The organism is Shewanella sp. SG44-6 (assembly GCF_014164185.1).
GTDB lineage: Bacteria > Pseudomonadota > Gammaproteobacteria > Enterobacterales > Shewanellaceae > Shewanella > Shewanella vesiculosa.
The window spans coordinates 22,536-45,766 of sequence record NZ_JACJER010000019.1; the positions used below are offsets into that span (position 1 = coordinate 22,536).

Genomic DNA, 23,231 nt, shown 5'->3' on the forward strand with positions numbered 1-23,231 from the left:
AGAAACTTGAACGTTTTTGGCCTTTTTATTCGCTTAATCATGATGGTATAAAACGTTCCACTGCACTGATACATGAAGTCAGTGGATCCGCTCATGGATCTAGCTGATAGTTTACTGAGTTATTGATACCGCCCCTCTGGCTTTTCCTCAGGTTTTTATTCGCTTAATCATGATGGTATAAAACGTTCCACTGCACTGATACATGAAGTCAGTGGATCAGCTCATGGATCTAGCTGATAGTTTATTGAGTTATTGATACCGTCCCTCTGGCTTTTCCTCAGGTTTTATTCGCTTAATCATGATGGTATAAAACGTTCCACTGTACTGGTGCATGAAGTCAGTGGATCAGCTAATGGATCTAGCTGATAGTTTATTGAGTTATTGATACCGTTCCTCTTGCTTTTCCTCAGGTTTTTATTCGCTTAATGGTTATAGTTTAAAGCGTTCTACTGAGGTCGTCAGTGAATGAGCTAATTGGTTTAGTTGCTGGCTTCTTTCTGTCATTGATGCCGATTCTTGGGCATTTTGTTGCGCTGAGTCTGCAGTCTGAGTCATTGTTTGTTCTATTTGTTGACTGTAATTAACCTGTTCATTGGCCGCGTGAGTAATATTTTGGCTCATGCCACTAATGGTATTTAATGCGGTTTCTATATTTTCAATCGCATCATGTAAAGATTGGCTTTGTTCTACACATTCACTGGCTTGGTTTTGTCCTTGGGTGATCGCCTTAACGGCGTTTGTGGTTTCTTGCTGCAATGCATCTATCATGGTTTGAATTTCGGCTGTTGATAATTGAGTTCTAGAGGCTAATGAACGTACCTCGTCAGCAACGACAGCAAAGCCGCGACCATGCTCACCCGCTCTGGCTGCTTCAATGGCTGCATTCAACGCAAGTAAATTGGTTTGGTCTGCAATAGCACTAATCGTTGTTAAAATCCCGCCAATATTGTTGCTATGCTGACTAAGCGTTGTCATGATCTTAACTGAGTCGTGCAAGCTACTTGATAAGGTCTCAATACGGATACGGTTATCATCGGCAATGGTTTTTATTTGTCCTCCTTGGACAGAGGCGGATTTGATATATTGCTCTGATTCAGAAGCTTGTTGATTAACCTGAGTTGAACTGTGATGTATTTGTTCGGCAAGCTGTTTGGCTTGGCTAATATTATCAATCTGTTGTGAAGCTGAATGAGATATTTTTTCGCTTTGTACTTGTGAGCGAATAGCGGATTCATCTAATTGATGGGCATCACTATTAATCGCTTGTAATAACTGGGTCAAATCATCAGATAACTTATTAGTGTTGTCTATCAATTCGCCAAATTCATCATTATTTCGTTTGCTTAATCGTTGCGATAAATCGCCACCCGCAATTCGCGATAATGCGATGTTTATTGCTTGTAGAGGGCCCAACATGGCTTTTGAGGTAAAGTAATAAATAAATATTGCCATCGATACAAATATCACTGCCATTGAAATTGCTAATGTTTGTGCTGTCGTCACTTCATCAACGGCCACCATCTGCAATAGGTGGAACCTTTCGTTAGCGAGTGTGACTAATTGATCTAACTGCTGATTAGTCGTATCAAAAAAGGTGTTGGCTTGCAGGTGACTTTGCTCTGCCAAGAGTTGCTTATTGATGACATTTTGTTGCGCGATGTACAAGTTACCAGGCTCATCTGTAAATTGTTTAATTGCTTGCAAGTGAGTGTTAAATTCTGCAAATAGCGCCGTAGCACCTAAGGGTTCAGCTTGTTGAGTTAAATAGCTGCCATTGACGCTAATATTACCTAATAACATGGCAACATCTTGTTTGTGGATGTCTACGGCATCGGTAGAGGTTAATCGACCGAGTTCTGTCATGGTATTACCCAGAGTAAATAGCATGTCATCGATACGTACTCCACCACCAACCACTTCTTCTAATAATGAGGCCTCATTTTCTGGTGCTTCGATAAGCTCTAAATCAATCATGTTATTACTGGCGCTGATGCGCGCATCGTCGAACTGTTGTTTTAAAGTGGTGAAAGTGGCGCGAGTTTGCTCTATTTCGAGTTTTGCGTTGAACATAGTGCGAGATTGCTTAATGTACTGCTCATAAGCATTTTTGGCTTTGGTTAACGCCTGTTGCATCGTCGGCTGATCGGCGACTTTAACTAATAGTGTGCTTAATACGTTATCGAATTCTTGCTGTAACTGATTAAATTGTGTAAAGCTGAGATTAATATTGTCATTACCTGTTTGTGAATAAGCTAGGCTATCTGTTTTTGCCATTTTTAATAAGGTAATTTGCAACCCGTTCGATTGATTTTGTACCGGGACGGCTAAGGTTTCAATATTATTATTTGCTGTTTGAATTTGATTTAGGGAACCATAAAAAAAACTACTTCCAACAAGCAGTAATAAGCCTATTGAGGAAAAACCTAGCGCTATTTTTTGTTTAATAGTGAATTCGAACATGGCCATTTGGTCTCTCTTATTGTTATTTACCTGACGTCATTCATACTATATTTATATGTGCTATTGCTTGTTTATTGTCTGATCAAGACTGACTCTAGACTAGAACGTTGTAAAAAAAATGTAAATGCACTTATGCAAAAAATAGAAATATATCTTTGTTTTTATAGTAGTATTTCATTGTTTATAAGTAAGCAATACCTAGCTTGTAATCAAGATGTGTATATCCTTGTTAAGTTTATATGGCTACTGTTCAACATCTATATCGTCAGTTAGCAGCAAGATTGATAGGCTATCTTTATGTTCACTAGACACCCAATAGTATTTTGCTTTAAGTCTAAAAAGTGTAGTTGTTTATATCGCTAAATCGATATTTTTTATCATTATTTTGAAACCATTCGAGGTTAATGTGAGTCAACAATCGGTAACGCTAATACAAGCCAGTGGCCAACAGAAAAATATTACGCCGTCGAAAGTGATATGTATTGGGCGAAATTATGCTGAGCATATTGATGAATTAGGCAATGAAGTACCCGATGATATGGTGGTATTTCTTAAGCCTAATTCAGCGATTACTGAGAACTTATTAAGCTATAAGGACGAAGTGTTGCATTATGAAACCGAGTTGTGTTTTATGATGGCAGATGGTCAGTTTGGTGCAGTTGGCCTTGGGTTAGATATGACTAAACGCGAACTCCAAGGTAAATTAAAAAAACAAGGCTTACCGTGGGAGAGAGCAAAAGCCTTTGATAGCTCAGCCCTGTTTAGTCAATTTATTCCAATCACTCCGGGCATGGATAATTGGTGTTTTCAGTTAACCATTGATAATGTCGTGACCCAACTTGGGCATCAGCAATTAATGATGTATCAGCCTCGAGCCATTTTTAATGCGCTTAGTGAGTTTATGACTTTAAATGATGGTGATATTGTTATGACGGGAACCCCAAAAGGTGTGGGAGCTGTCACTGCTGATACGCAATTTACGATCAGTTTATGGCCTAATGTGCCATTTAGTCAGTTTGAGACTGCACTCTCGGGTGCTCATTCGCTTGAACAGCTTTGTGGTAAGCCAATGATCCTCAAGCAGTGGCTTGCTCAATAATCTTAGTACTGGACATGGCGATAGTGCTGCATGTAAATAGATAAAGCGCGAAAAAAATGACCATCTTGTTAAAGGTGGTCATTTTTTATTGGTCTTTGTTGGCGAGTACTTACGCATTTGTCTTTTCAATGAGTACTGCTTTATGCGTACTATTTCATTAACGCTACCGCTTCCATGTCTAGCTCGATATCGGTGCAACCTTTAGCACAATAAATCCCAGGGGCTTTAGCTGCAGGTTTGGCCTGTTTAGTGTTAGGCGGCAATTGCAGTGTTAGCGGTTTATTGCAATCACTGCAAGTGGCATTATTACCTTTAAGCATGCGCTTAATCAGATTCTTTTGTTGATTAAATGACGCCAATGTAGGGGCATTAATCGCTGAGAAATCGAGTTTTTGGGTATCGCTCATCTTAGTTCCTATCTTTGTAGCTGATCTCGCGATGAACCGAGATCCACTTGAACAGCTATTTTATTTGATCAATTGGGCGCCAACGCTGTAATGCTACTGGAAGGCTAACGCCTTGCGCCGTCAATAAATTCACTCGGGCCAAATAAGCTGCGCCATGCATTAAATGTTTCGCTAAGTCTACTGCATGACGTTGGCTGTAGTCATCTAAATAACTATTTTTAGCCCAAGCGTTAAATGCGCCTAATGCTGGGCCTGCCCAAATTTGATAATCCATTTCACGGCCGACTTCACCAGAGTTTGACCAGCGGCTTGATAAGCCAAGATACCAACGGAAAATCAAGGCCATTTTACGTTTTGGATTGTCTTTAGCACGTTCAATTTGCTTTGGGTCGCGCTCATTAAAATGCGCGACAGTACCAGCCCAAATATCATCTAGGCTTGAGCGGAATACTTGTTTTTCAAGTTTTTCGCGTTCGTCACTTGGAATCGCTTCTATTGAGTCATAACGGCTGTAAATTTCATACAACTTGTTGGCTCGCATCGGGAATAATGTGCCACGCTTGACCACTTGTAACTTGACCCCCATTTCGAACATATCAGCAGCGGGTGCCATAGTCACATCGGCCATTTCGGTCGTTGCCAGTAATTTGCGCGTATGCTCGCTAGCCCCCGCTTCCACACAGGCTTGGTTAATTGATCCGGTGACAATATAGGCTGCGCCCATATGAAACGTAGCCAGCGCGGCATCGGGTGTACCCACACCGCCACCCGCGCCAACACGGATAGGTGTTTTGTATTTGTATTGCGCTTGCACTTCATCTTTTAACGCCAAAACAGTGGGCAGTAACGTCACTAATGGACGGTTGTCGGTATGGCCACCAGAGTCGGCTTCAGCGGTAATATCATCCGCCATTGGTACAAGTTGTGCCAGTTCCATTTGCTCTGCGCTAATGAGGCCATCATCAACAAGTTGTTGCAGCATTTTAACGGGTGCTGGTTGCATAAACTTAATCGCGACTTCGGTGCGGCTAACTTTAGCAATCACTTTATTGTCGATTTGAATATCACCATGAGCATCGCGGCTTAAGCCTGCTGCGCGGTAATAGACTATTTGCGGGGTTAAGCCTAAAAAGGCTGAGGCCTCAACCGTGCGCACTTTATGTTTTAAAAATAGCTCAACACTGCCACGCTCAAGCGCTGGCTCACTTGGGCTGTGGATTAAGTTAAACGCATATGGCCCATTGGGCAGCGCGGCTTGGATGCGGTTTATCGCTTGTTCAACTCGAGATGGAATTAACCCAGCAGCGCCAAACGAACATAAAATACCCGCTTGGCCTAACGCGATAACCAATTCTTCCGAGGAAATGCCATTAGCCATCGCGCCAGCATAATAGGCATATTTTACCCCATGCACGCGGCGAAAATTACTGTCGCCTAAACTTTGGGTACCCAGTGCAGGTCCAAAAGCGCTTACAGGTAAAGTGTTAGGTGCATTAACTGCGTCGGTCACCACTTGAGCTTGTTGCGCCACGCCTAAGCCTTGTTGCGCGTCGTTAACCAAATAACACGCTTGTGATAAATCTTTGAGCTTTTTGTTCATCCCAGTTTGATCAAAGCTAACGTGTTGCTGGCTAACTTGCCATGGCCAAGGAGAAAGCTTTTCGTTGTGCACTTGTGTTGTCATTATTATTATTCCTTTTGGGCCTAAGCTTCTTCAATACAGATTGCGATGTCTTTGACTTCATAAATGCGTAGACCATCTTTACTGAGGTTTGCATCGCCTATTATGATGCGCTTACCGTCTTCATCTTTTACTGCACTGATATGCACATCAAGTGACATTTGTTTGTTAAGCGGATTAATTTGACCGCGATATTTCCACTTAATATCCGACAATATTTGACCAAATTTCGGATTGGTGAAACCTTTACCTAAGTCTGTAGAGATGGCGTAAGTTTGCATCAACTCGATCACTGCTTCAACACCTAATGAACCCGGCATAACCGGATCTTGATGGAAGTGAAATTGGAAGAACCAATCACTTGGGTCAATCGTGCGTGACGCAGCAAGATAGCCCTTACCGTATTTGCCACCAGTGTTAACAATTTCGGCTTTATCGATAAAGTTAAGCTGGCCGCCCGCAAGGCGATAATGCGGTTGGCTCGCTGGTGCATTAAATACTCGCGACTGTTTATCCAGTAAGTTGACGCTAATGTCTGCCGCGACATTATTATCGATATGCCAAGGCTGGGTGATCCTGCCATTATCAATACCAAGCTGGTTCTTTAGCGCATCACCTTTGAAGTAACCAAATACCGCACTACCAGTGTAAAACGGCTCGTTATCAACACTTAATTCAAAGGTGAAGCTTTGAATAATGTTACTGCCAGCGATGACGGTTGATAATAGCTTTGAGTCATTGATTATGGTTTTACCGCGTAAATCCACATGGCGCAATAATTTACCGCTACCATCTAAATTACGGAAAAACAGCTCTTGCCCGGGGAAGCCAAGAGTGGTGCCCATATAGCCTGAGATAAAACCGTTAGGTTGTAGTGAAATTTCCATTAGCACTGAGTAAGGCATTACCGCTTGATGGCTGTTTTTTGCAAAGTACCAAGCATCTGCCGGCACTTCGTACTCTGCGATACACGATGATGGCTTTTTCAGTTCGCCGCGCTTACCGTTAATTTCAACCACGCGCGTGGTTAACTGTAAATCGCCACAAGGCGTGCGTGGCGGGATCAATCCGCGATAAATACTAAAGTCTGGGCCAAAGCACTTTTCGATATCGCCTGTGGCAAATTCGAACATATGGTATGGCGTAAATGGTACGGTATCAGGCACGCGATTAGCATACTTTGAATCAGCACTTACGATGGGCGCTTCAAGGTGTTTTAGCGGAATAACGCCCTTGTTACTCGGGGCATGTAAATCTGGAACTTGCGCCATTAATGGCGCTTTGCTGGCAATCACTTTACTGCTAGCGTATGAATCAACGGCAGGGCTAGTGTTTGCTGCGTTTAACGAGATAAGTGGATAACGCGTGCATTCAGCCTCTTCTTTAATCATCACGCCTAAGTTTTGGAAATCGACCACAACTTTGCCATTAAGTAAAATATCAATATTAGCCTTGGCGTAAGGGCGAGGATGAATGCCTATTTCAGTCACTTCCATGCGATAAGTCAGTTCGGCGGTTTGTGGTAACACTTGGCCACGACAGCGGACTTTTTGTGAGGCGTTTTCCAGAGGCTGGAATCGGCCATTCTCGACGAGAGTATGCATGCCAATGTGGATCATAAAGAACTGTAATAGTTGACCACAACCTTCTGCCATTAGCGAGCCGGCCATCACTTGGTCGCCTTGGAAATGACAAGGGAAATACCAATGATCTGGCGCAATGTGCTTATGACCTTCGAGTAAGCCTAAGCCCCAAGCACCACCTTGAGTTTGTAATTGACTAACACGCTCAATCATTAAGAACTTTTCTGAGGCAAAACAAAGCGATTTTTGCATACCATTTTGTAGCTGGTGGGCGACATGTTCGCCGCCAAAACAGCTGCCAATATCGCCAGTCAGTAAATGATGAATTTGGCCATAATCAAATGCCGTTTGGCTACAGTGTAGTAATGGCGTGAAGGTCGGTTTGTTTGGATTATTGAGCACTTGTTGACGACGTTTTATTTCATCTTCAGTTTGAATAACCCCTTTACCATCGGCCAGTTCTTGGTCGGTAAAGAAGCCTGCGCAGCCGCCATCCATTTTGAGGATCATCTTGTCGCCTACGAAGCATTCGTAAGAGAAAAAGAATAATAACGTATCGCCATTGCTAGCAAAGTTATTGATTTTTATATCGTAACGCAGCGTGTCACCGCCACGAGGTAAATCTTCTAAGAAAGTCAAAGTACAATCTAATAAACGATAAACCCGTTCGCCCTTGTTTTCAAAATCGATGCCTAAGTAACTGATCAACATTAAATCACATTGACCCGATTCTACTGCTACAGCCCAAGGGATTTGACCATCGACTAAATACGGCGCATCGACTGGGATGTCGTATTCTGTGGTCATTGAACAAGGTTTGTATTGATTCATGGTCGCATCAAGTTTAGTGACGCGCGACACCAACAAATAATCTGTGGTGGGCAATCTTACTCGACGAGAATAGCTGTCGATGATGGCATAATCTGGGCCAAATACCTTAGCGATATCGCCTTCGGCATATTCAACTAAATCAGCATAATTCCAAATACACTGTTTATTCGCTGGGATCGGCGCGGTGTAAGCTGGCACACAAGCATGATTAGGTTGAATTAATTCCACAGGTACAGCAGCTGAGGCGATAGGATCTACATTTACAGCAGGCTGTGAAGCCTGTGACACATAAGAGATTTGCTGGCCGGCGAAACCGGCTAATTGTGAGCGTAATAAATTGTCGGCGACTTTTAACCCCGCATCTCGGCTGGATAAGTAGGCTAAGTGCGCTTGCTGCGCTAACCATTGATTTTGCTGAAATGCACTTAAATGTGCTGGCGGTATGGTCGGGCTTGTCACACTGGCAACCTTAGGTTGCTCTGCTGTTGAAACGGTGTTTTCTGACATAAGAGACTCGGCGATATGCTCGCTATGATTGACACTAAAGTGGCTGCTGTCACAGGTGGTTTTTGACTTAGTCATGTCAATGGTTTTAGCTGTTGCTGAAGTGGTATCAGCACATTGATCTAGATTGCTGTCGGCCATTGTTGTGATATTGGCGCATTGAGCCACAATGCTGTCGAGACCTTCAAGTGAGCTATCAATAATATGTTGATAGATATCTCGGCCACCTAAACTAACTTGCTTAATTAAGCTTAACTTATTGCCTGTGGCTAATTGTTGCGTCAAATTATTGCTCAGACGAGTACGTAATGCGTGTTGCTGCGGCGCCGAAACAGACAGATTAACCTGTGAGTATTGGGTTTCGCTGCTGGTGAATACACTGGCGTTGATGGCCGATTTATCAATATGGCGGCTTTGTACTAAAGCGTGCAGTAAACTGGCCATGCCAGAAGCGGCAAAGGTGTGACCGAGAATATCTTGTGCTTTACTCAATAACGGCGCTGAGTTGATCGCTGCAGCATCAGTTAATCCTTGGACAAACTGTTGGCCTTGAGTTGTTAATATGCATTCAGGCGATTGGTTTAATTCGATAAGATCTGCTGCAATATTGGCCGGGCGTTGTGATAAGGAGTCAAAATCAATACTGTCTATGCTGGCATAGCTGTCAAGCTCAGGATGCGCAGCATTAGTTTGTTGCAACACTATCGCGCCAGCGCCTTCACCTACTTTCCAGTCGGTTGAGCTTAATCCTTTAGCATTAAGCTTGGCAGTATTGAATAACATATTTTCAATGCTGCCGGAAAGATCTACCGCGGCGATGATGATGGCATCCAAAGGCTCTTGTAGCGAGCCAAGAGCAAATAAGTTTTGCGCCACATCGATACAACGATTAACTGACTGTGCACCAGCTGAAATGGTAAATGCCGGGCCATTGAAATCCCATAATGAGGAGATCCGTGACGCCATAATGTTACCAATGAAGCTGGTATATTGATTTAGCTTGGCGGCATCTAAAACACTGTCCATCGCAATTGCTTCAAGGCTGGCATATTCAGCACTGGATAACTGGATCCCTTGGGCATTAAGGCTTTGCGCTATTTGGCTATGTAAGTTAACTCGACCGCGAAATTGGTGTAATTCAAGTTCGGTTTCCATGGCAACCAACACGGCTACTTTACTGCCAGGCGTTAGCTTGGCATTGGCAATGGCTTCATCTGCTATTTTGATTAATAACAGTTGTTGCGATATGAGGCGATCATCTTCATTAGGCGGCACTTTGAAACGTAAAAAATCAAAATCGAACTGATCAATATACGCCCCTTGTGGCACCTGATGTATGCCATATTGAGCCAATAACTCAGGGTGCTTGTCTAAGCCTTTCCAGCGTTGATTGGGCAATGGGCTAAACAGTGGTTGCTTATTGATGATTTTATCAGCCAACGCATTGATGCTGCTGCACTGACCAAAGTGGGCTGCCATGCCGGTAATGTGCATTGGCGTTTCTGTACTGACTATTTTGCTGCGACTAAGCTGAGAGCGTTTACTGTCAGCATGGTTTATGCCTGCCTGATCTTGATAGGACTCAATCAGTAAATGGGCGTTACAACCGCCAAAACCAAATACTGATACGCCAGCATGGCGGGCTTTATTGCCGACTTTATCGGGCCATGGAAGCACATCATTTGGCAAAGTCGCTTGACCAAATAAGCCGTTAGGGGAGGTGATGGGGGAGCTGATATTAATACTCGGTGGCAACACGCCTTGGCGCATGGCAAAAATCATTTTCATGATCCCAGGCATGCCTGCAGCGGTGAGTAAATGGCCTAGATTAGATTTGGCTGAACCAATCAGTGGCGTCGCGCTGCCTTGAAGTTTATCTTCAAAAAAGCGTTCCATTGAGGTTAATTCTACTTTATCGCCTAATGGCGTTCCCGTGGCATGGCATTCAATCACTTCAATACTGGCAGGGGTAATACTTGGGTCTATTGCTGCCGCATCGCGATAAGCGCGCTCGAATGCTAGTACTTGGCCTTTGCTATTTGGGCTTAACACAAACTGACCTTTACCGTCGTTTGATAAACCGATACCACTGACTAAAGCATAGATATGGTCGCCATCACGCTCAGCGTCTTCAAGGCGTTTAAGCACTAATACACCCGCACCTTCGCCGGCGAATAAGCCTTTACTGTTACGATCAAAGGGCGCTGAAATTCCATGGTCTGGATAAGCGTGAAATATCGAAAAGCCCATATTGATGAAGAATGGATCTGCGCCAGACACAGCGCCAGCTAACATCATATCTGCCTTGCCGGTATGCAAGTAATCACAGGCGAGCTTTAAGGCGTAAACCGAGCTAGCACAGGCTGCATCTAAACTCAGCTGCGTACCGCCCAAACCCAAAGCATCGGCAACAATTTTCGAGGCATTATGGGCAATGGCACCATTACCTAAGTTAACCGGTTGAGCGGTAGCAGCGTGATTAGCTTGTGGCTGATCACAACTATTGTTAAGGCTATTATTGAAACAGTGTAAGCTAAAGTTTGGCTGTTGCAGCTTGGTCTGTAAGGCTTTTTCGACCGCGCTGTGATACAGAGGTACAAACAGTTCATTAGATTTAGCCGTAGGGAATGATAAGGTTCCCATCACAATACCGGTACGTTTAAGCAAGCTATCGTCAAGGCCAATACCAGCATCCGTTAACGCATTACGTGCTGTGTCGGTTGCCCACAAGAAGCTATCGTCTAAGCCATTAAATGCGCTGGGCTCAATGCGATAACCTTGAGGATTAAAGTGAAAGTCTTGAATGTAGCCGCCTTTATCGCAATAAAAACGGTCCGATTCGCCTTGTACACCCAAGTAGTCACTCGGTGAAGCATTGAGTTTGCTGGCACTGATTTGGCTGCGCGAATCTTTTTTGTCTAATAAGTTTTGCCAAAATTTAGCGGGAGTATCCGCGTCTGGATACTGATTGGCTAAACCGACAATGGCTATTTTAGGGGTAGCTTGAGAACTCAATGAGGTTCTCCTTCTAATGATGTTTCACTATAACAAATGAGGGATGAGCCGTCGGCTAATGCCGCCTGCTGGGATAATTTATTAATGCTAGCGTCAAGGCTGCGAATAAAAGGGCTTAATGACATGGGCACTCGATGAGCAATTAGTTGCCCTAGGCATTTAAGTAAACTGGTGACGTCATCGCCACCTTTAGCATTGACGGCAATAGCCATCGCTGAGACGCTATTGCTACTCTGCGCATTGATTTTGTCAATTAGGGTGGTAGTTTGCCGATCGGCACCTACTTCAACAAATAGTCGACAGCCTTGCTCTCGAGCATTAAGAATTAACTGAGTAAAATTGAGCTGATGACAAAAAGTATCGGCAATCGATTTTGCAATGGCTTGTGAGGTTAATACAACAGGCTGAGTCTCTGCTGCGGAGATAAACTGCAATTGGCTTGGTAAGTTTTCTACTAATGGTTGTTGATAAAATTGCCTTACTGATTCGCTGATGTTCAATGCCGCAGGCGTGTGCATTGCGGTGACGCGATTAGCGGCAATGCCGCGTTTACCAGCTTGTTTTAGTAAGGCTTTACAACTGTTTTCACAGCCGGCAACAACACAGGTATCACCCTGAATAATAGCAATATAAGCCCGAGGGTAATTGGCTAAATGGGGCGCGAGTTCGTCAATGCTGGCTCGAGTAACGAAGCTATTCCATACAATGTTTTCGTCATCGGCTAATTGCCATTGTTGGCGAACACAGCGGAGCTCACCAGAAATATCTTGGGTAAAAATACTGCTGTTTTGCGTGGCTGCAATCATGCTATGCGGTGTTTGCCATACGTTTAAACTCGCCCACATGGCCGCTTCACCCATGGAGTAACCCAAAGCAAAACGAGGCTCAACGGCAAATTCTTGCTGCAACAGCTTGGTTAACAGATAACTGGCGCCAACACCGGCAATGGCTAATTGGCTCAGGCTCATCTGTGCGGCACTATTTTTATCTGCCGCATAGATAAAATCCGTTTGTAACATCGATTGCATGTCACCTTGGTTTTCAAGTTCAGCATACAAATCTGGGAAAACCAGCCCTATTTGACTAAGCATGTTTGGGTACACTGTACCAACGCCAGGATAAACAAAGCTCAAGCCATTATGACCCAGCGGCGCTGAATATAAGCAACTGCCCGCAGGCGTTTTATATTCTATCGGCGTATGACTATTCACATCATGCTGCTGATGAGTGGCGATTATGGTCATCATCGCGCTGACTTCTTGTACTAATGCGCGGCGATCGGCTGCCATTAAGACTAGGGCTAGCGGTGCATCTGTTTGATAATCTGACAAACTGGTTTTGATAAGCTCGAGTAAGCTTATGTCGTTAATGGCTGAGTGTAACTGCGAAGAAAGGCCCATCAGCTTAGTGTGCAATTGCGCCAATGAAGCGGCGCTAAGCGGCAGCCATAAACGTTGAGTACTGATTAACGGCTTGGCGGCGATAAGTGCACGACCTTGGGTAAGGATGATTGCCTGAATACCTGATGCGGTTGGATAACATAAAGCTGCGACTCGGCTTTGGTGAAATGCGCTAAACCAATATTGACCGTTAGCCTTGTCTTGGGCTGGTATACAGCGACTCGCGATAGACTCGACTAGGTTGGCCATTGCCGTCAGTGCTGTTTGTGCCGTCTCATTCGTATGGGGCGCACTTGCATGAGGAGCTGACTCAGATCTAGAATCATTAGCTAGATCCGTCACTGCATCATTAGTGGCATTGCCATCAGAACTTGCACTAAAATTATAACAGCCATCTAGCGCGACTATCTGTGGCTGAGCATGCAGACGTTTTGCATGCTTAAGGGCAAGTGTTACCGCTTCAGTTTGGTTGTTACTCAGCGCAATACCATTGATATAAGCATGCGCATGAATACCGTTTTTAGCCGCAATTAACCCAGACATAATCCACAATCGATCGCTAATGTTGACCATATCATTGCTGGTGGACGATAGGTGTTCGCAAGCGTGCAATAACGCCAACGCAAAGCCGTCGACACTATGAGTGTCGACAGTGATCAGGTGTTCATTAATCGAGGCAATATTAGGCTTGCAAAGCAACAAAGCTAATCGCATAGGCTTAGTTTGTTGCTTTGCAATACGCTCACTCATCGTGTTTAGCGCCATGTTGCTTAATACCGTCACACTGTTTCCTTGCTGTGGTGAGACACACCAGTAGCCGCTTGATGTGGAATAAAGGCCCCATTCAAACTTTTACTGATAGTCACTTTAGCGTTGAGCATTTGGCAACTCAAGCGACCATCTTGATGGTATAAACTCACGTTAGCGATTAACATTCTGCCGCTGTGTTTAACAACATCCAGTTGAATATAGCCTTTATCACCACTGGCAAATGGCCAAGCGGTAACGCATTCAGCCGTAGATGACGGTAAGCTTGCTGCACCGTATTTAAGTCTGGCCCATACCAGCATGGCTTGTAGCAGTAAATCTTCCGCGAAAACTTGGCTGCCACCTAATGCCGATGACGGGATAAAATGTTGACAGTCAGCGGTATTAATCTGCGGTAATTGCACTTGGCACAAGAGCTGAGCATCATCAAATGCCAAGACTTGCTTAATGCCTTGCAAACGCGGGCCATGAAACAAGGTTCCGTTTTGATACAGTTCAACCCCTGAGCTCAATGGCGCTATATGCGACCACTTTGTCAGGCTCGCTGTATCAATCACGGGCTTGGCAATATCATCAGTCAAGACGGCGCTATTGATCACTAATGTTGCTTGATATTGCGGTTTCATCGCTGCACTTGGCTCATTTAACAAACGAGATGAGATCAGCGCGTTGATCCCAGCGACAGTTTGCGTTAGTTCCAGTTGCAGCAAATGTGGCTCATTGGTGTCAAAAATAACCCCTTTAAGCAATTTATATTCAGCAATACTGACAGGCACATGACATAAGGTTTGTGCTGCATCACGCATCCATTGCATGGCACATACTGTCGGCAATACCGGATTACCAGCAATACAATGATCGCTAACAAAAGGCATTTCAGCCGGGGTTAAGACTCGAGTCACCGTCATACTGATAAGATCAGAGAACTGTGTCTTAGCTGCAAACGTCAGCGAACCCTTGGCGATAAGCAAAGCGTCCGCATTAAGCTTTTTTACAGCATTACCCTGTTCTGATGAACCTTGCATATCAGAGCCAATAAGCAATTGTGCGCCTTGCTGACTTAATAAACTGTGGGCAAATAACTCGGCACCTGCTTGTAATGGAATCACGTAAACACCGCGATCAACAAACATTTTCTTTAATGCCGAACTGACCATTCCGCCATCCCAAGGGCCCCAGTTAAAACTCATTACTTTAGCATGCGCTAAGGTGTGTGCCAGTTTAAGGGCGGTTTTATTGAGGATTTCATTCGACATAGCATAATCGCTTTGTCCGGTATTTCCGTAGAAACCAGCAGCCGATGAAAACAAGGCAATCAGCTTGATCTGTTGTGGGTCGAGTGCATTAATTATACTTGCAAGCCCGGTCACTTTAGTGTGATAAACGCGGTTAAGTTCATCCAAGGTTTTGTCTTGAATATGCTTGTCGGCTAACACCCCGGCGCCGTGAATAACGCCATTAATGGTTAACGAGTCGCCCTTAGCATTCGTCAGGCTGTTAAGGCTGGCGGCTACCGCTGTGGCGTCGCTGACATCCATTGAGACATATTGCGCGCTGGCGCCGACCTTACTGAAAGCGGCTAACGCAGCATCGATTTCTAGGCTGCTGCTAATTGGCCACACTAATGCATCAATTTGTTTTGGCGTGGGTTTATTGCCTTGCGATTGAATATAAGCAATGGCCGCGGCTTTTAACTCAGCGGCTTGCTTGCCTTGTGCCCAAGCCGGTAAGTCGCTGCCAAAATATTGGCTACGACCTGCTAACACAAAATGCGATTGGCATTGTTTGGCTAAGGTGAGGGCGCATTCAAACGTTACCCCTTTTGCGCCGCCGGTGACCAAAATAGTGTCATTACCATCAAGCGTTGCTGGTGCAAACTGCTCACTGGCATTGGCGGCGACTAAGGTTACTCTACCTTGCTGACTAATCCCCACTTCATTAATGCGATCTCCGCTTGCATTGGCACCATCGATATCAAACAACTCAGCAACGATGGCATCGGCAAAGCTTGTAGCATCAATATTATTGCTAATGTCTAAGGCGCGGCAAAATACTTGTGGCCACTCATGGCTTAAGGTTTTGCTCAGCCCAGACAAGGCCGCTTGATTCAGTTCCGCTGTGGCTAATTGGTCATTATCTAAGTAGCCAAACCCGCCGTCTAAACGACTCACGGTAAAGTAGCACAGACGCGAAGACGTTGGTTTAGCAAATTCTGGGTGAAGATGCTTAGCCCATAAGAACGCGTTGTCGACAGCGGCTTTTGCAGCAAGAGTACACGACATTAATGGGTGATTATTTACTAGCGTTTGCGGCTGTAAATGAACAAAACCTGCAATGGCATGTTCAGCGCCCAAGTCGGCTTTAATATCGGCAATCACCTGAGCAATGTTCGCATCATCAATGCTGCTCAAGGTGTAGCTTTTAATATCACTGCTTAATGGTGAATGCGCTACGCTGATGGTTTGTGGGTTACGAATAACGGCGACGGTTAATCCCTTTGCAGTGAGTTTTTCAGCGAGTAAACCGGCGTTATGGCCATCATCTGTGATGACAATACAGTTTTTCGCTGAATAACAATCTACGAGTTTATCCGCCGCGGGTAACTTTTTTAGCGCTACCTCGCTGTGTGGCGGTAATGCTGCGGTGTTAACCTCAACCTTATTTGCCGTTGATGCTGGGGCGACAGCCGCAATCGCGGTTGAGGTCGCTGCAGGCAATTTGGTTTGCATGTAGCTGACGATTTCACCTAAGGTGCGACATTCGGCTAAATCTTCTGGGTTAAGCTCAGGTAAGCCAGGCAACTCATCTTGTACTGTGCCTAAAATCTCGACCCGTTTGATTGAGTCGATACCTAAATCCGCTTCCATGTCCATGCTCAGTTCAAGCATTTCAGCTGGGTAACCGGTTTTGTCGGCGACAACTGACATCATGGTGCTTAATACTGTATCAGCACTCAAGCCCGTTGTCGGTGCTGTAGATGAAGAGACGGTTGCTACTGGTGCCACGGTAATGGCTGCAGGCAGTTTGGTTTGCATATAGCTGACGATTTCGCCCAAAGTGCGACACTCAGCTAAATCTTCTGGGCTGAGTTCAGGTAAGCCTGGCAGCTCATCTTGCACTGTACCTAGAATTTCAACACGTTTGATTGAGTCGATACCTAAATCGGCTTCCATGTCCATGCTCAGTTCAAGCATTTCAGCAGGGTAACCGGTTTTGTCGGCGACGACTGACATCATAGTGCTTAATACCGTATCAGCACTTAAGCCCGTTGTTGGTGCTGTAGATGAAGATGAAGAGACGGTTGCTACTGGTGCCACTGTAATGGCTGCAGGCAGTTTGGTTTGCATGTAGCTGACGATTTCGCCCAAAGTGCGACACTCAGCTAAATCTTCTGGGCTGAGTTCAGGTAAACCTGGCAGCTCATCTTGCACTGTGCCTAAAATTTCGACGCGTTTGATGGAGTCGATACCGAGGTCAGCTTCCATGTCCATGCCAAGTTCAAGCATTTCAGTAGGGTAGCCAGTTTTATCGGCAACTACGGCGAGCATGGTGCGCTGGACGCTTTCTGCGCTTAAGCCCGTTGAGTTAACCGTTGCAGCCGCAACTGTTGGCAACGCAGAGGTTGCAGGTAATTTAGTTTGCATGTAGCTAACGATTTCGCCCAAGGTGCGACACTCGGCTAAATCTTCTGGGCTTAATTCAGGTAAGCCTGGTAGCTCATCTTGTACTGTGCCGAGAATTTCGACGCGTTTGATAGAGTCGATACCTAAATCGGCTTCCATGTCCATGCCAAGTTCGAGCATTTCAGTAGGGTAACCGGTTTTATCGGCAACCACAGCGAGCATGGTGCGTTGGACGTTTTCAGCTGTTAAGCCAGTTGATGCAGTTGCAGTGTTTGCCGCAACTGGTGCAGCAGACGCAACACTAACTGCATTAGCAGCAGGTAATTTAGTTTGCATGTAGCTAACGATTTCACCTAAGGTGCGACACTCGGCTAAATCTTCTGGGCTCAGCTCAGGTAAGCCTGGCAGCTCATCTTGTACTGTGCCGAGAATTTCGACGCGTTTGATAGAGTCGATACCTAAATCGGCTTCCATGTCCATGCCAAGTTCAAGCATTTCAGTTGGGTAACCGGTTTTATCTGCGACCACATTGAGCATAGTGTCTAACACTTGTTGCTGCGATAGTCCTGCTGTTGGGGCTGAAACTGCAAGCGAACTCACTTGCTGAGCTACAGGAGCCTGGACTGGTTTACTGGCAGTCTGTTGAGATTGAACCGCTTGAGCTGGTTGAACTTGAGTAGCAACAGGAGCTACCACAGTCGAAGGCGTCGTCGTGGCCTGAGCAACTTGGCTTTGGGGCACAAATGCAGGCTGCATCGATGCGGCAGCTACTGGTGCTGACGTCGCTGCTGGCATTGGTGTTTGCCCTTGTAACATGGCTAATGCAGCTTGACTTGCTTGCGCTTGCAGCGTTAAAAATTGACTGTGACTTTGCAATGTTTGTGCTTGATGCTGGTGGAACAGCTCCATAGAACGTTGCAAGCTTTCAGGAATGGCTAATCCCGATGATGCCATTTGTGCTTGCGCTGTCATCAAATGAGCAAACGTGTCGCCATATTGCTGTGGTATGGCTAGAAATTGCTGATGTAATTGCGCCGTTTGTTGCTGTGCAGCAAAAAATGCACCGATACTATCGGCCGACGCAGGCACATTTGCGCTAACTGGTTTAGCCGCTACAGCCGTCGTTGCCGCCAAAGGTGCGGCAACCGCAGAGGCTGGCGCTTGTGCTGATGTTGCAGGCACTTCAATGTATTCAGTTTTAATCACTTCTTTTTCCACAATTTTTTCCACAATTTTCTCGACCGGTACTTCTACTGTTTTGCTGGTAACTGTGCCAGTTTGCAGCGACTTGTTCATTTTGGCTTGGGTGGTGGCGCTAATATAATTACTCGCAGTTAACTTGACGTTCATCGGTGACACTTTTGCAAGTTCAGCGATGGGCGCTTGATAAGGATCAACCTCGGTTAATGCCAGCCCTAATACCGCAAGCTGACACGCTGCTTGACGCAGTTGAGTGTCGCTATTGCCTTTAGGATTTGGGTTCAAGCTCACTATGCTGACTGATTCGGCTTTGTTACCTAAGGTCGCCTCAACCAATTTATGGAGGATGTTTTTAGGACCAAACTCAACAAATACTCGTGCGCCAGCGTCATACATAGCGGTTAATTGCTCGCTAAAACGAACTGACTGCAGCATATGATCAGTAAATGCTGCCTTGATTGCTTTAGGATCATTTGGATGTGCTTTACCTGTGCCATTGGCATAAAGGCTTAGTTTTGGCTTAGCAAATTTAACCTTATCGATGGCCGCAGCAAAGGGTTGTTGCGCATGGGCCACTAATGGCGTGTGGAATGCGCCAGAAACCGGCAGGGCGATTGCTTTAAAACCAAGTTCAGCGGTGATTGCTTGTGCCGCTAAGGTACATGATGCTGTTGGACCTGCAATAACCAGTTGGGTTGGTGCATTGTAATTAGCCACTTTGACGCCCTCAAAAGCACTAATGCACTGTTCAAGCTTTTCAACACCTTGGTCAGCAGCTTGAGCGGGGACAATAATGGCGTACATCACGCCAGCATCTTGATCTTTAGGCGTTGCCGCCATTGCTTGGCCACGAGCAAAGGCCAATTGATAGTAATCAGCTTGGCTAATGACCCCCGCAGCACATAATGCTGACAGTTCACCAAAACTATGACCGGCCACCATATCTGCTTTAAAACCTGCTTGAGTCAATAATGCATATTGGCCCATGCTCACTGCACCAATAGCACTTTGGGCATTGGCAGTATTGGTTAATGCTGCGTGTTGTGCGGCAATATCTTCGGCTTCAAAAGCCGGGGTAGGGTACATTATTTGCGATAGTGGCATTTGTTTATGTTGCGCAAATACCTTATCTGCTTGCATCAATTGTTGACGCATTTCTGGATAAAAACAGGCTAAATCGACGCCCATGTTCAGATACTGCGCCCCTTGTCCGGCAAATAATGCCGCCACTTTATGGCTTGCCGATTCAGGATGAATTAATGCTGCTGAGCGATAACTGGTGCCAGAAGGCAATTGCCAGCTGTCGGCAGTATTCGAACTCAATTGCGCCAGCGCTTGAGTCAGCTGAATGGTTAAGTCAGCTAATGATGCCACCACTAAGCCTATGCGCGCGGCTTTGGGGGCTATGGTCGTTAAGGCAAAACGTTTACCAAAATCAGCCAACACAATTTCTTGACGATTTTGCTGTGTGGTATCAACAGCCTTAACTTCAGTTTGCAGGGCTGTTAATTGAGCCTGTAATGCAGCTTTATTTTCAGCATGGATTAGTAGACTTTGCGGCACGGAACGTTGACGATATTTATCGCCTCGAACATGTTCTTGGCGGTATTCTTCCAACACAATGTGGAAGTTGGTGCCACCAAAACCAAAGGCACTAATACCCGCGCGGCGCGGCGTATTGTCTGTACGAGGTAACCATGGACGGGTTTCGGTGTTTAAATAAAACGGCGAGTCCTGAATGTTTAATTTAGGATTGGGCTTACTGACGTTAATGGTCGGTGGCAACACTTTATGATGCAAAGCCAAAGCAACTTTAATGACCCCAGCGGTTCCAGCGGTCGATTTAGTGTGGCCGACTTGTGATTTTACTGATCCAAGAGCAATGTGCTGTTGGGTATCATTATCTTCGGTAAACACCGATTTTAGACCATTGAACTCTGCCACATCGCCAGCGGCAGTGCCTGTTCCATGGGCTTCAATTAAGCCAACCGTGTGCGGTGCAAAACCCGCATCATCATAAGCGCGTCTTAATGCTTTAGCCTGGCCTTCTGGGCGCGGGGCATAAATACTTTTAAACTTGCCATCAGATGATGAGCCAATCCCTTTAATAACAGCATAAATTCGGTCACCATCGCGCTCAGCATCGTCAAGACGTTTAAGCGCCATCATGCCAATGCCTTCACCTATCATCATGCCTTTAGAATCGATATCGAAAGGTTGAATGGTGTCATTAGTGGTAAATGCCGGTGTTTTTGAAAAGCTCATGTACATAGATGGCGAGTTATCGGTACACACACCACCGGTGATCATCATGTCACTGCGGCCTTCAACTAATTCGGTTATCGCCATGCGCATCGCCGCTAAAGAACCTGCACATGCTGCGTCAACCACGCAATTCATGCCGCCTAAATCAAAGCGATTAGCAATACGCCCAGCAATCACGTTACCAAGTGAGCCTGGAAATGAGTTTTCTTCCCAGTGGATATATTGATCTTGAAACTTTTTGATCAACATCTCAGTGTCTGCGTCGCTTAGACCACTATTTTTAAATACTTTTTTGAGTATAGGGTACTGTAAACGACCGCTGAGACTGTGATTGATTTTTTGACCACCGCCGACGCCTAATGTAATACCGATGCGATCGGTATCGTACTGCGCATCAATACCTGCATCGGCCAGCACTTCTTTGGCGACCACTAAAGATAAGAGTTGTGAGGTGTCTGTCAGTTCGAGGATATTCGGTGGCAAGCCAAATTCCATTGGATTGAAATCGACTTCGGGTAAAAAACCACCGCGTTTACAGTAGGTTTTATCGGCCATTGATTTATCGGCATTGTAGTAATCTTCAGCGTTCCAATGGGTTTCTGGAACGTCGATAATGGCATCAATTTTTTCGCTGATTAAATCCCAAAACTTGTTTAGGTAACGTGAGTTAGCAAAAATACTCGCCATGCCGACAATAGCGACTGGCATATCTTTTAAGCGTTTGTTTAAACGCTTATCTTTATTACTGGATTGGCTCATATGAGTCTCCGTTTGATAACTGAGGTTCAGTTATCTGGTGTTGGGATCCAGCTGCATCAATGGTGCTAGTAGATACTGCGGCTGGTTGACTTGCTCCAGGAAAACGAGCAAGAAAAGTGTGATAGTTGCGAACCAATAACTTACGTAAATGAAATGGCCCGTGCTTTAAGACATGGGTTATATAGCGATTACTCGCTTGGGTATGGCTGTCTTGATAAATATCGAGGTAAACCCAGTCAGACTTAAAATCAACGCCAAGCAAAACAGAATAGGCTTGCTGCTTTGTTAATTGAGGCGGAATACTTAACGACACCACTTGCACGACGTTGTCCGGATCTGGACTTGGCAGGGCTAAAGTGTCGGCTAAGGTTTGCGGGTTAACGGTATAGGTTTGAATATCGGCTCCCTGAGTGATAGGCAGCTGATTGAAAAATTTTTCTGGCACAAAAGGAGTATCAAACTCGTCGAGTTTTGATACTCCAAAGCGCTTTAAACAGCGAGCTAGGCCAGACCGGGATACATTAGGGTTGATAAATTCTTGGGTAACTTTTAATAACCTGTCTAAAGGCATTTTTAATTGATAACGCAAGCCCAGCATCACGTACTCTTCCATCGGAGAGAGTGTTGTGTTGAGTTTGTGCGGGGTATTTGGCGTGTTATCGATGGATTCACGTTTACGCCACTTACGAACGGTGGCTTCGCTAATATTGAGGATTTTGGATAATTGACTGACACTATAATCGGATTGCTGAATAAATTGACGCATTTCCGGCGTCGTAGTCGCATTACGGTGATAAACCGATTTTGGACGAGGCTTACTCTTCAATAGTTCAGGTGCTAAATGTGTGGTTATCTTTTTTGTCATCTAGACCGGTATTCCAAATAATCTATTGGGACTTTAGCGCATTTAAACTTACCCATACTTACTTAATTCATACTTAAATAAGCTAAAAAATGAGTCCAAATATCCATTTATGCTTTTTTTAGCACAAAGCAGATTACCTGAGGTTTCACTCCGATACAATCACCCGAGACTAAAAACAAGATCTGAGCGGTAAAAACGATTATTAAGGCTATGTTTCAATGCTTACATCGTCGCTGTAATTGCCCTGAAACCGCGTTATTTTGGCAATTATTTAGCCGTCAATTAAACGGTATATTATTTGAGTAAAAAGCCGCTAACGAGCAGTCCCATTACCGGCTTTGGAACAATTTTATCGGTTTTTAAAGCCAATTAACTTGGAAAGAAATCAATGGCTCAGATGGTGGTCATTACAGCGATACTTTCGGCAGGGAAGTTAATTGAACGCAACACTAAGGTTAATTGACGCTCTAACTTGGGGTTATTGAGTTCGCTTGATTTAATCGCCACTTTGCTGATGGTGCCATTGGGCAAATGCAGCGTTTGAGCTGAATAACGATAACAGTAATATAATGACTAGGCTGACTATGCGCATAAATGTTCAAGCTTTCGATGGTGTGGTTATGGTGATGATTGTTGATGAATTAGCACTAATCATCAACAGTAAAAGTTAACATAACGATTATCAGGTTAACTATGCTGACTTGTAACCGCCGTGATACAAGGAGTTTGACAAATTCCTCGCTGAATCGAGCTTATTGAGGTAATTTAACG

8 protein-coding genes are annotated in these 23,231 nt (G+C 44.9%); 1 reads left to right on the forward strand and 7 read right to left on the reverse strand.

Annotation, left to right across the window (positions count from 1 at the left end):
- Nucleotides 1-429 precede the first annotated feature (429 nt).
- The gene (locus H5185_RS05515; RefSeq protein ID WP_259396171.1) at nt 430-2,466 is read right to left on the reverse strand and encodes a methyl-accepting chemotaxis protein; all 2,037 of its coding nucleotides are present in this window, start codon (nt 2,464-2,466) and stop codon (nt 430-432) included.
- A 400-nt stretch (nt 2,467-2,866) separates the two neighbouring features.
- On the opposite strand from H5185_RS05515, the gene H5185_RS05520 reads away from it, so the two are divergent.
- On the forward strand, nt 2,867-3,559 hold the full coding sequence (locus H5185_RS05520; protein WP_182741561.1) for a fumarylacetoacetate hydrolase family protein: 693 nt from the start codon (nt 2,867-2,869) through the stop codon (nt 3,557-3,559).
- A 149-nt stretch (nt 3,560-3,708) separates the two neighbouring features.
- Here the strand turns inward: H5185_RS05520 and H5185_RS05525 are convergent, their stop codons facing one another.
- From H5185_RS05525 to H5185_RS05550, 6 genes are read right to left on the reverse strand one after another with little or no spacing between them, the layout of a single operon-like run.
- Nucleotides 3,709-3,966, reverse strand: a complete 258-nt coding sequence (locus H5185_RS05525) for a hypothetical protein (protein WP_124016955.1) — start codon at nt 3,964-3,966, stop codon at nt 3,709-3,711.
- Nucleotides 3,967-4,021: 55 nt separating this feature from the next.
- Nucleotides 4,022-5,650, reverse strand: coding sequence for an eicosapentaenoate synthase subunit PfaD (gene pfaD / locus H5185_RS05530; protein WP_182741562.1), 1,629 nt, complete (start codon nt 5,648-5,650; stop codon nt 4,022-4,024).
- Nucleotides 5,651-5,670: 20 nt separating this feature from the next.
- The gene (locus H5185_RS05535) at nt 5,671-11,580 is read right to left on the reverse strand and encodes a beta-ketoacyl synthase N-terminal-like domain-containing protein (RefSeq protein ID WP_220494414.1); all 5,910 of its coding nucleotides are present in this window, start codon (nt 11,578-11,580) and stop codon (nt 5,671-5,673) included.
- On the reverse strand, nt 11,577-13,763 hold the full coding sequence (locus H5185_RS05540; protein ID WP_182741563.1) for a PfaB family protein: 2,187 nt from the start codon (nt 13,761-13,763) through the stop codon (nt 11,577-11,579). The genes H5185_RS05535 and H5185_RS05540 overlap by 4 nt, the downstream gene beginning before the upstream one ends.
- Nucleotides 13,760-21,595, reverse strand: coding sequence for a type I polyketide synthase (locus tag H5185_RS05545; RefSeq protein WP_182741564.1), 7,836 nt, complete (start codon nt 21,593-21,595; stop codon nt 13,760-13,762). Before H5185_RS05545 ends, H5185_RS05540 begins: the two co-directional genes overlap by 4 nt.
- Nucleotides 21,579-22,460, reverse strand: coding sequence for a helix-turn-helix domain-containing protein (locus H5185_RS05550; RefSeq protein ID WP_182741565.1), 882 nt, complete (start codon nt 22,458-22,460; stop codon nt 21,579-21,581). The genes H5185_RS05545 and H5185_RS05550 overlap by 17 nt, the downstream gene beginning before the upstream one ends.
- Nucleotides 22,461-23,231: the final 771 nt, after the last annotated feature.

Excerpts from the sequence above, each read along its gene's own strand:
- H5185_RS05515 (WP_259396171.1), bottom strand. The coding sequence starts at position 2,466 with ATGGCCATGTTCGAATTCACTATTAAACAAAAAATAGCGCTAGGTTTT.
- H5185_RS05545 (WP_182741564.1), bottom strand. The coding sequence starts at position 21,595 with ATGAGCCAATCCAGTAATAAAGATAAGCGTTTAAACAAACGCTTAAAA.
- H5185_RS05525 (WP_124016955.1), bottom strand. The coding sequence starts at position 3,966 with ATGAGCGATACCCAAAAACTCGATTTCTCAGCGATTAATGCCCCTACA.
- H5185_RS05550 (WP_182741565.1), bottom strand. The coding sequence starts at position 22,460 with ATGACAAAAAAGATAACCACACATTTAGCACCTGAACTATTGAAGAGT.
- pfaD (WP_182741562.1), bottom strand. The coding sequence starts at position 5,650 with ATGACAACACAAGTGCACAACGAAAAGCTTTCTCCTTGGCCATGGCAA.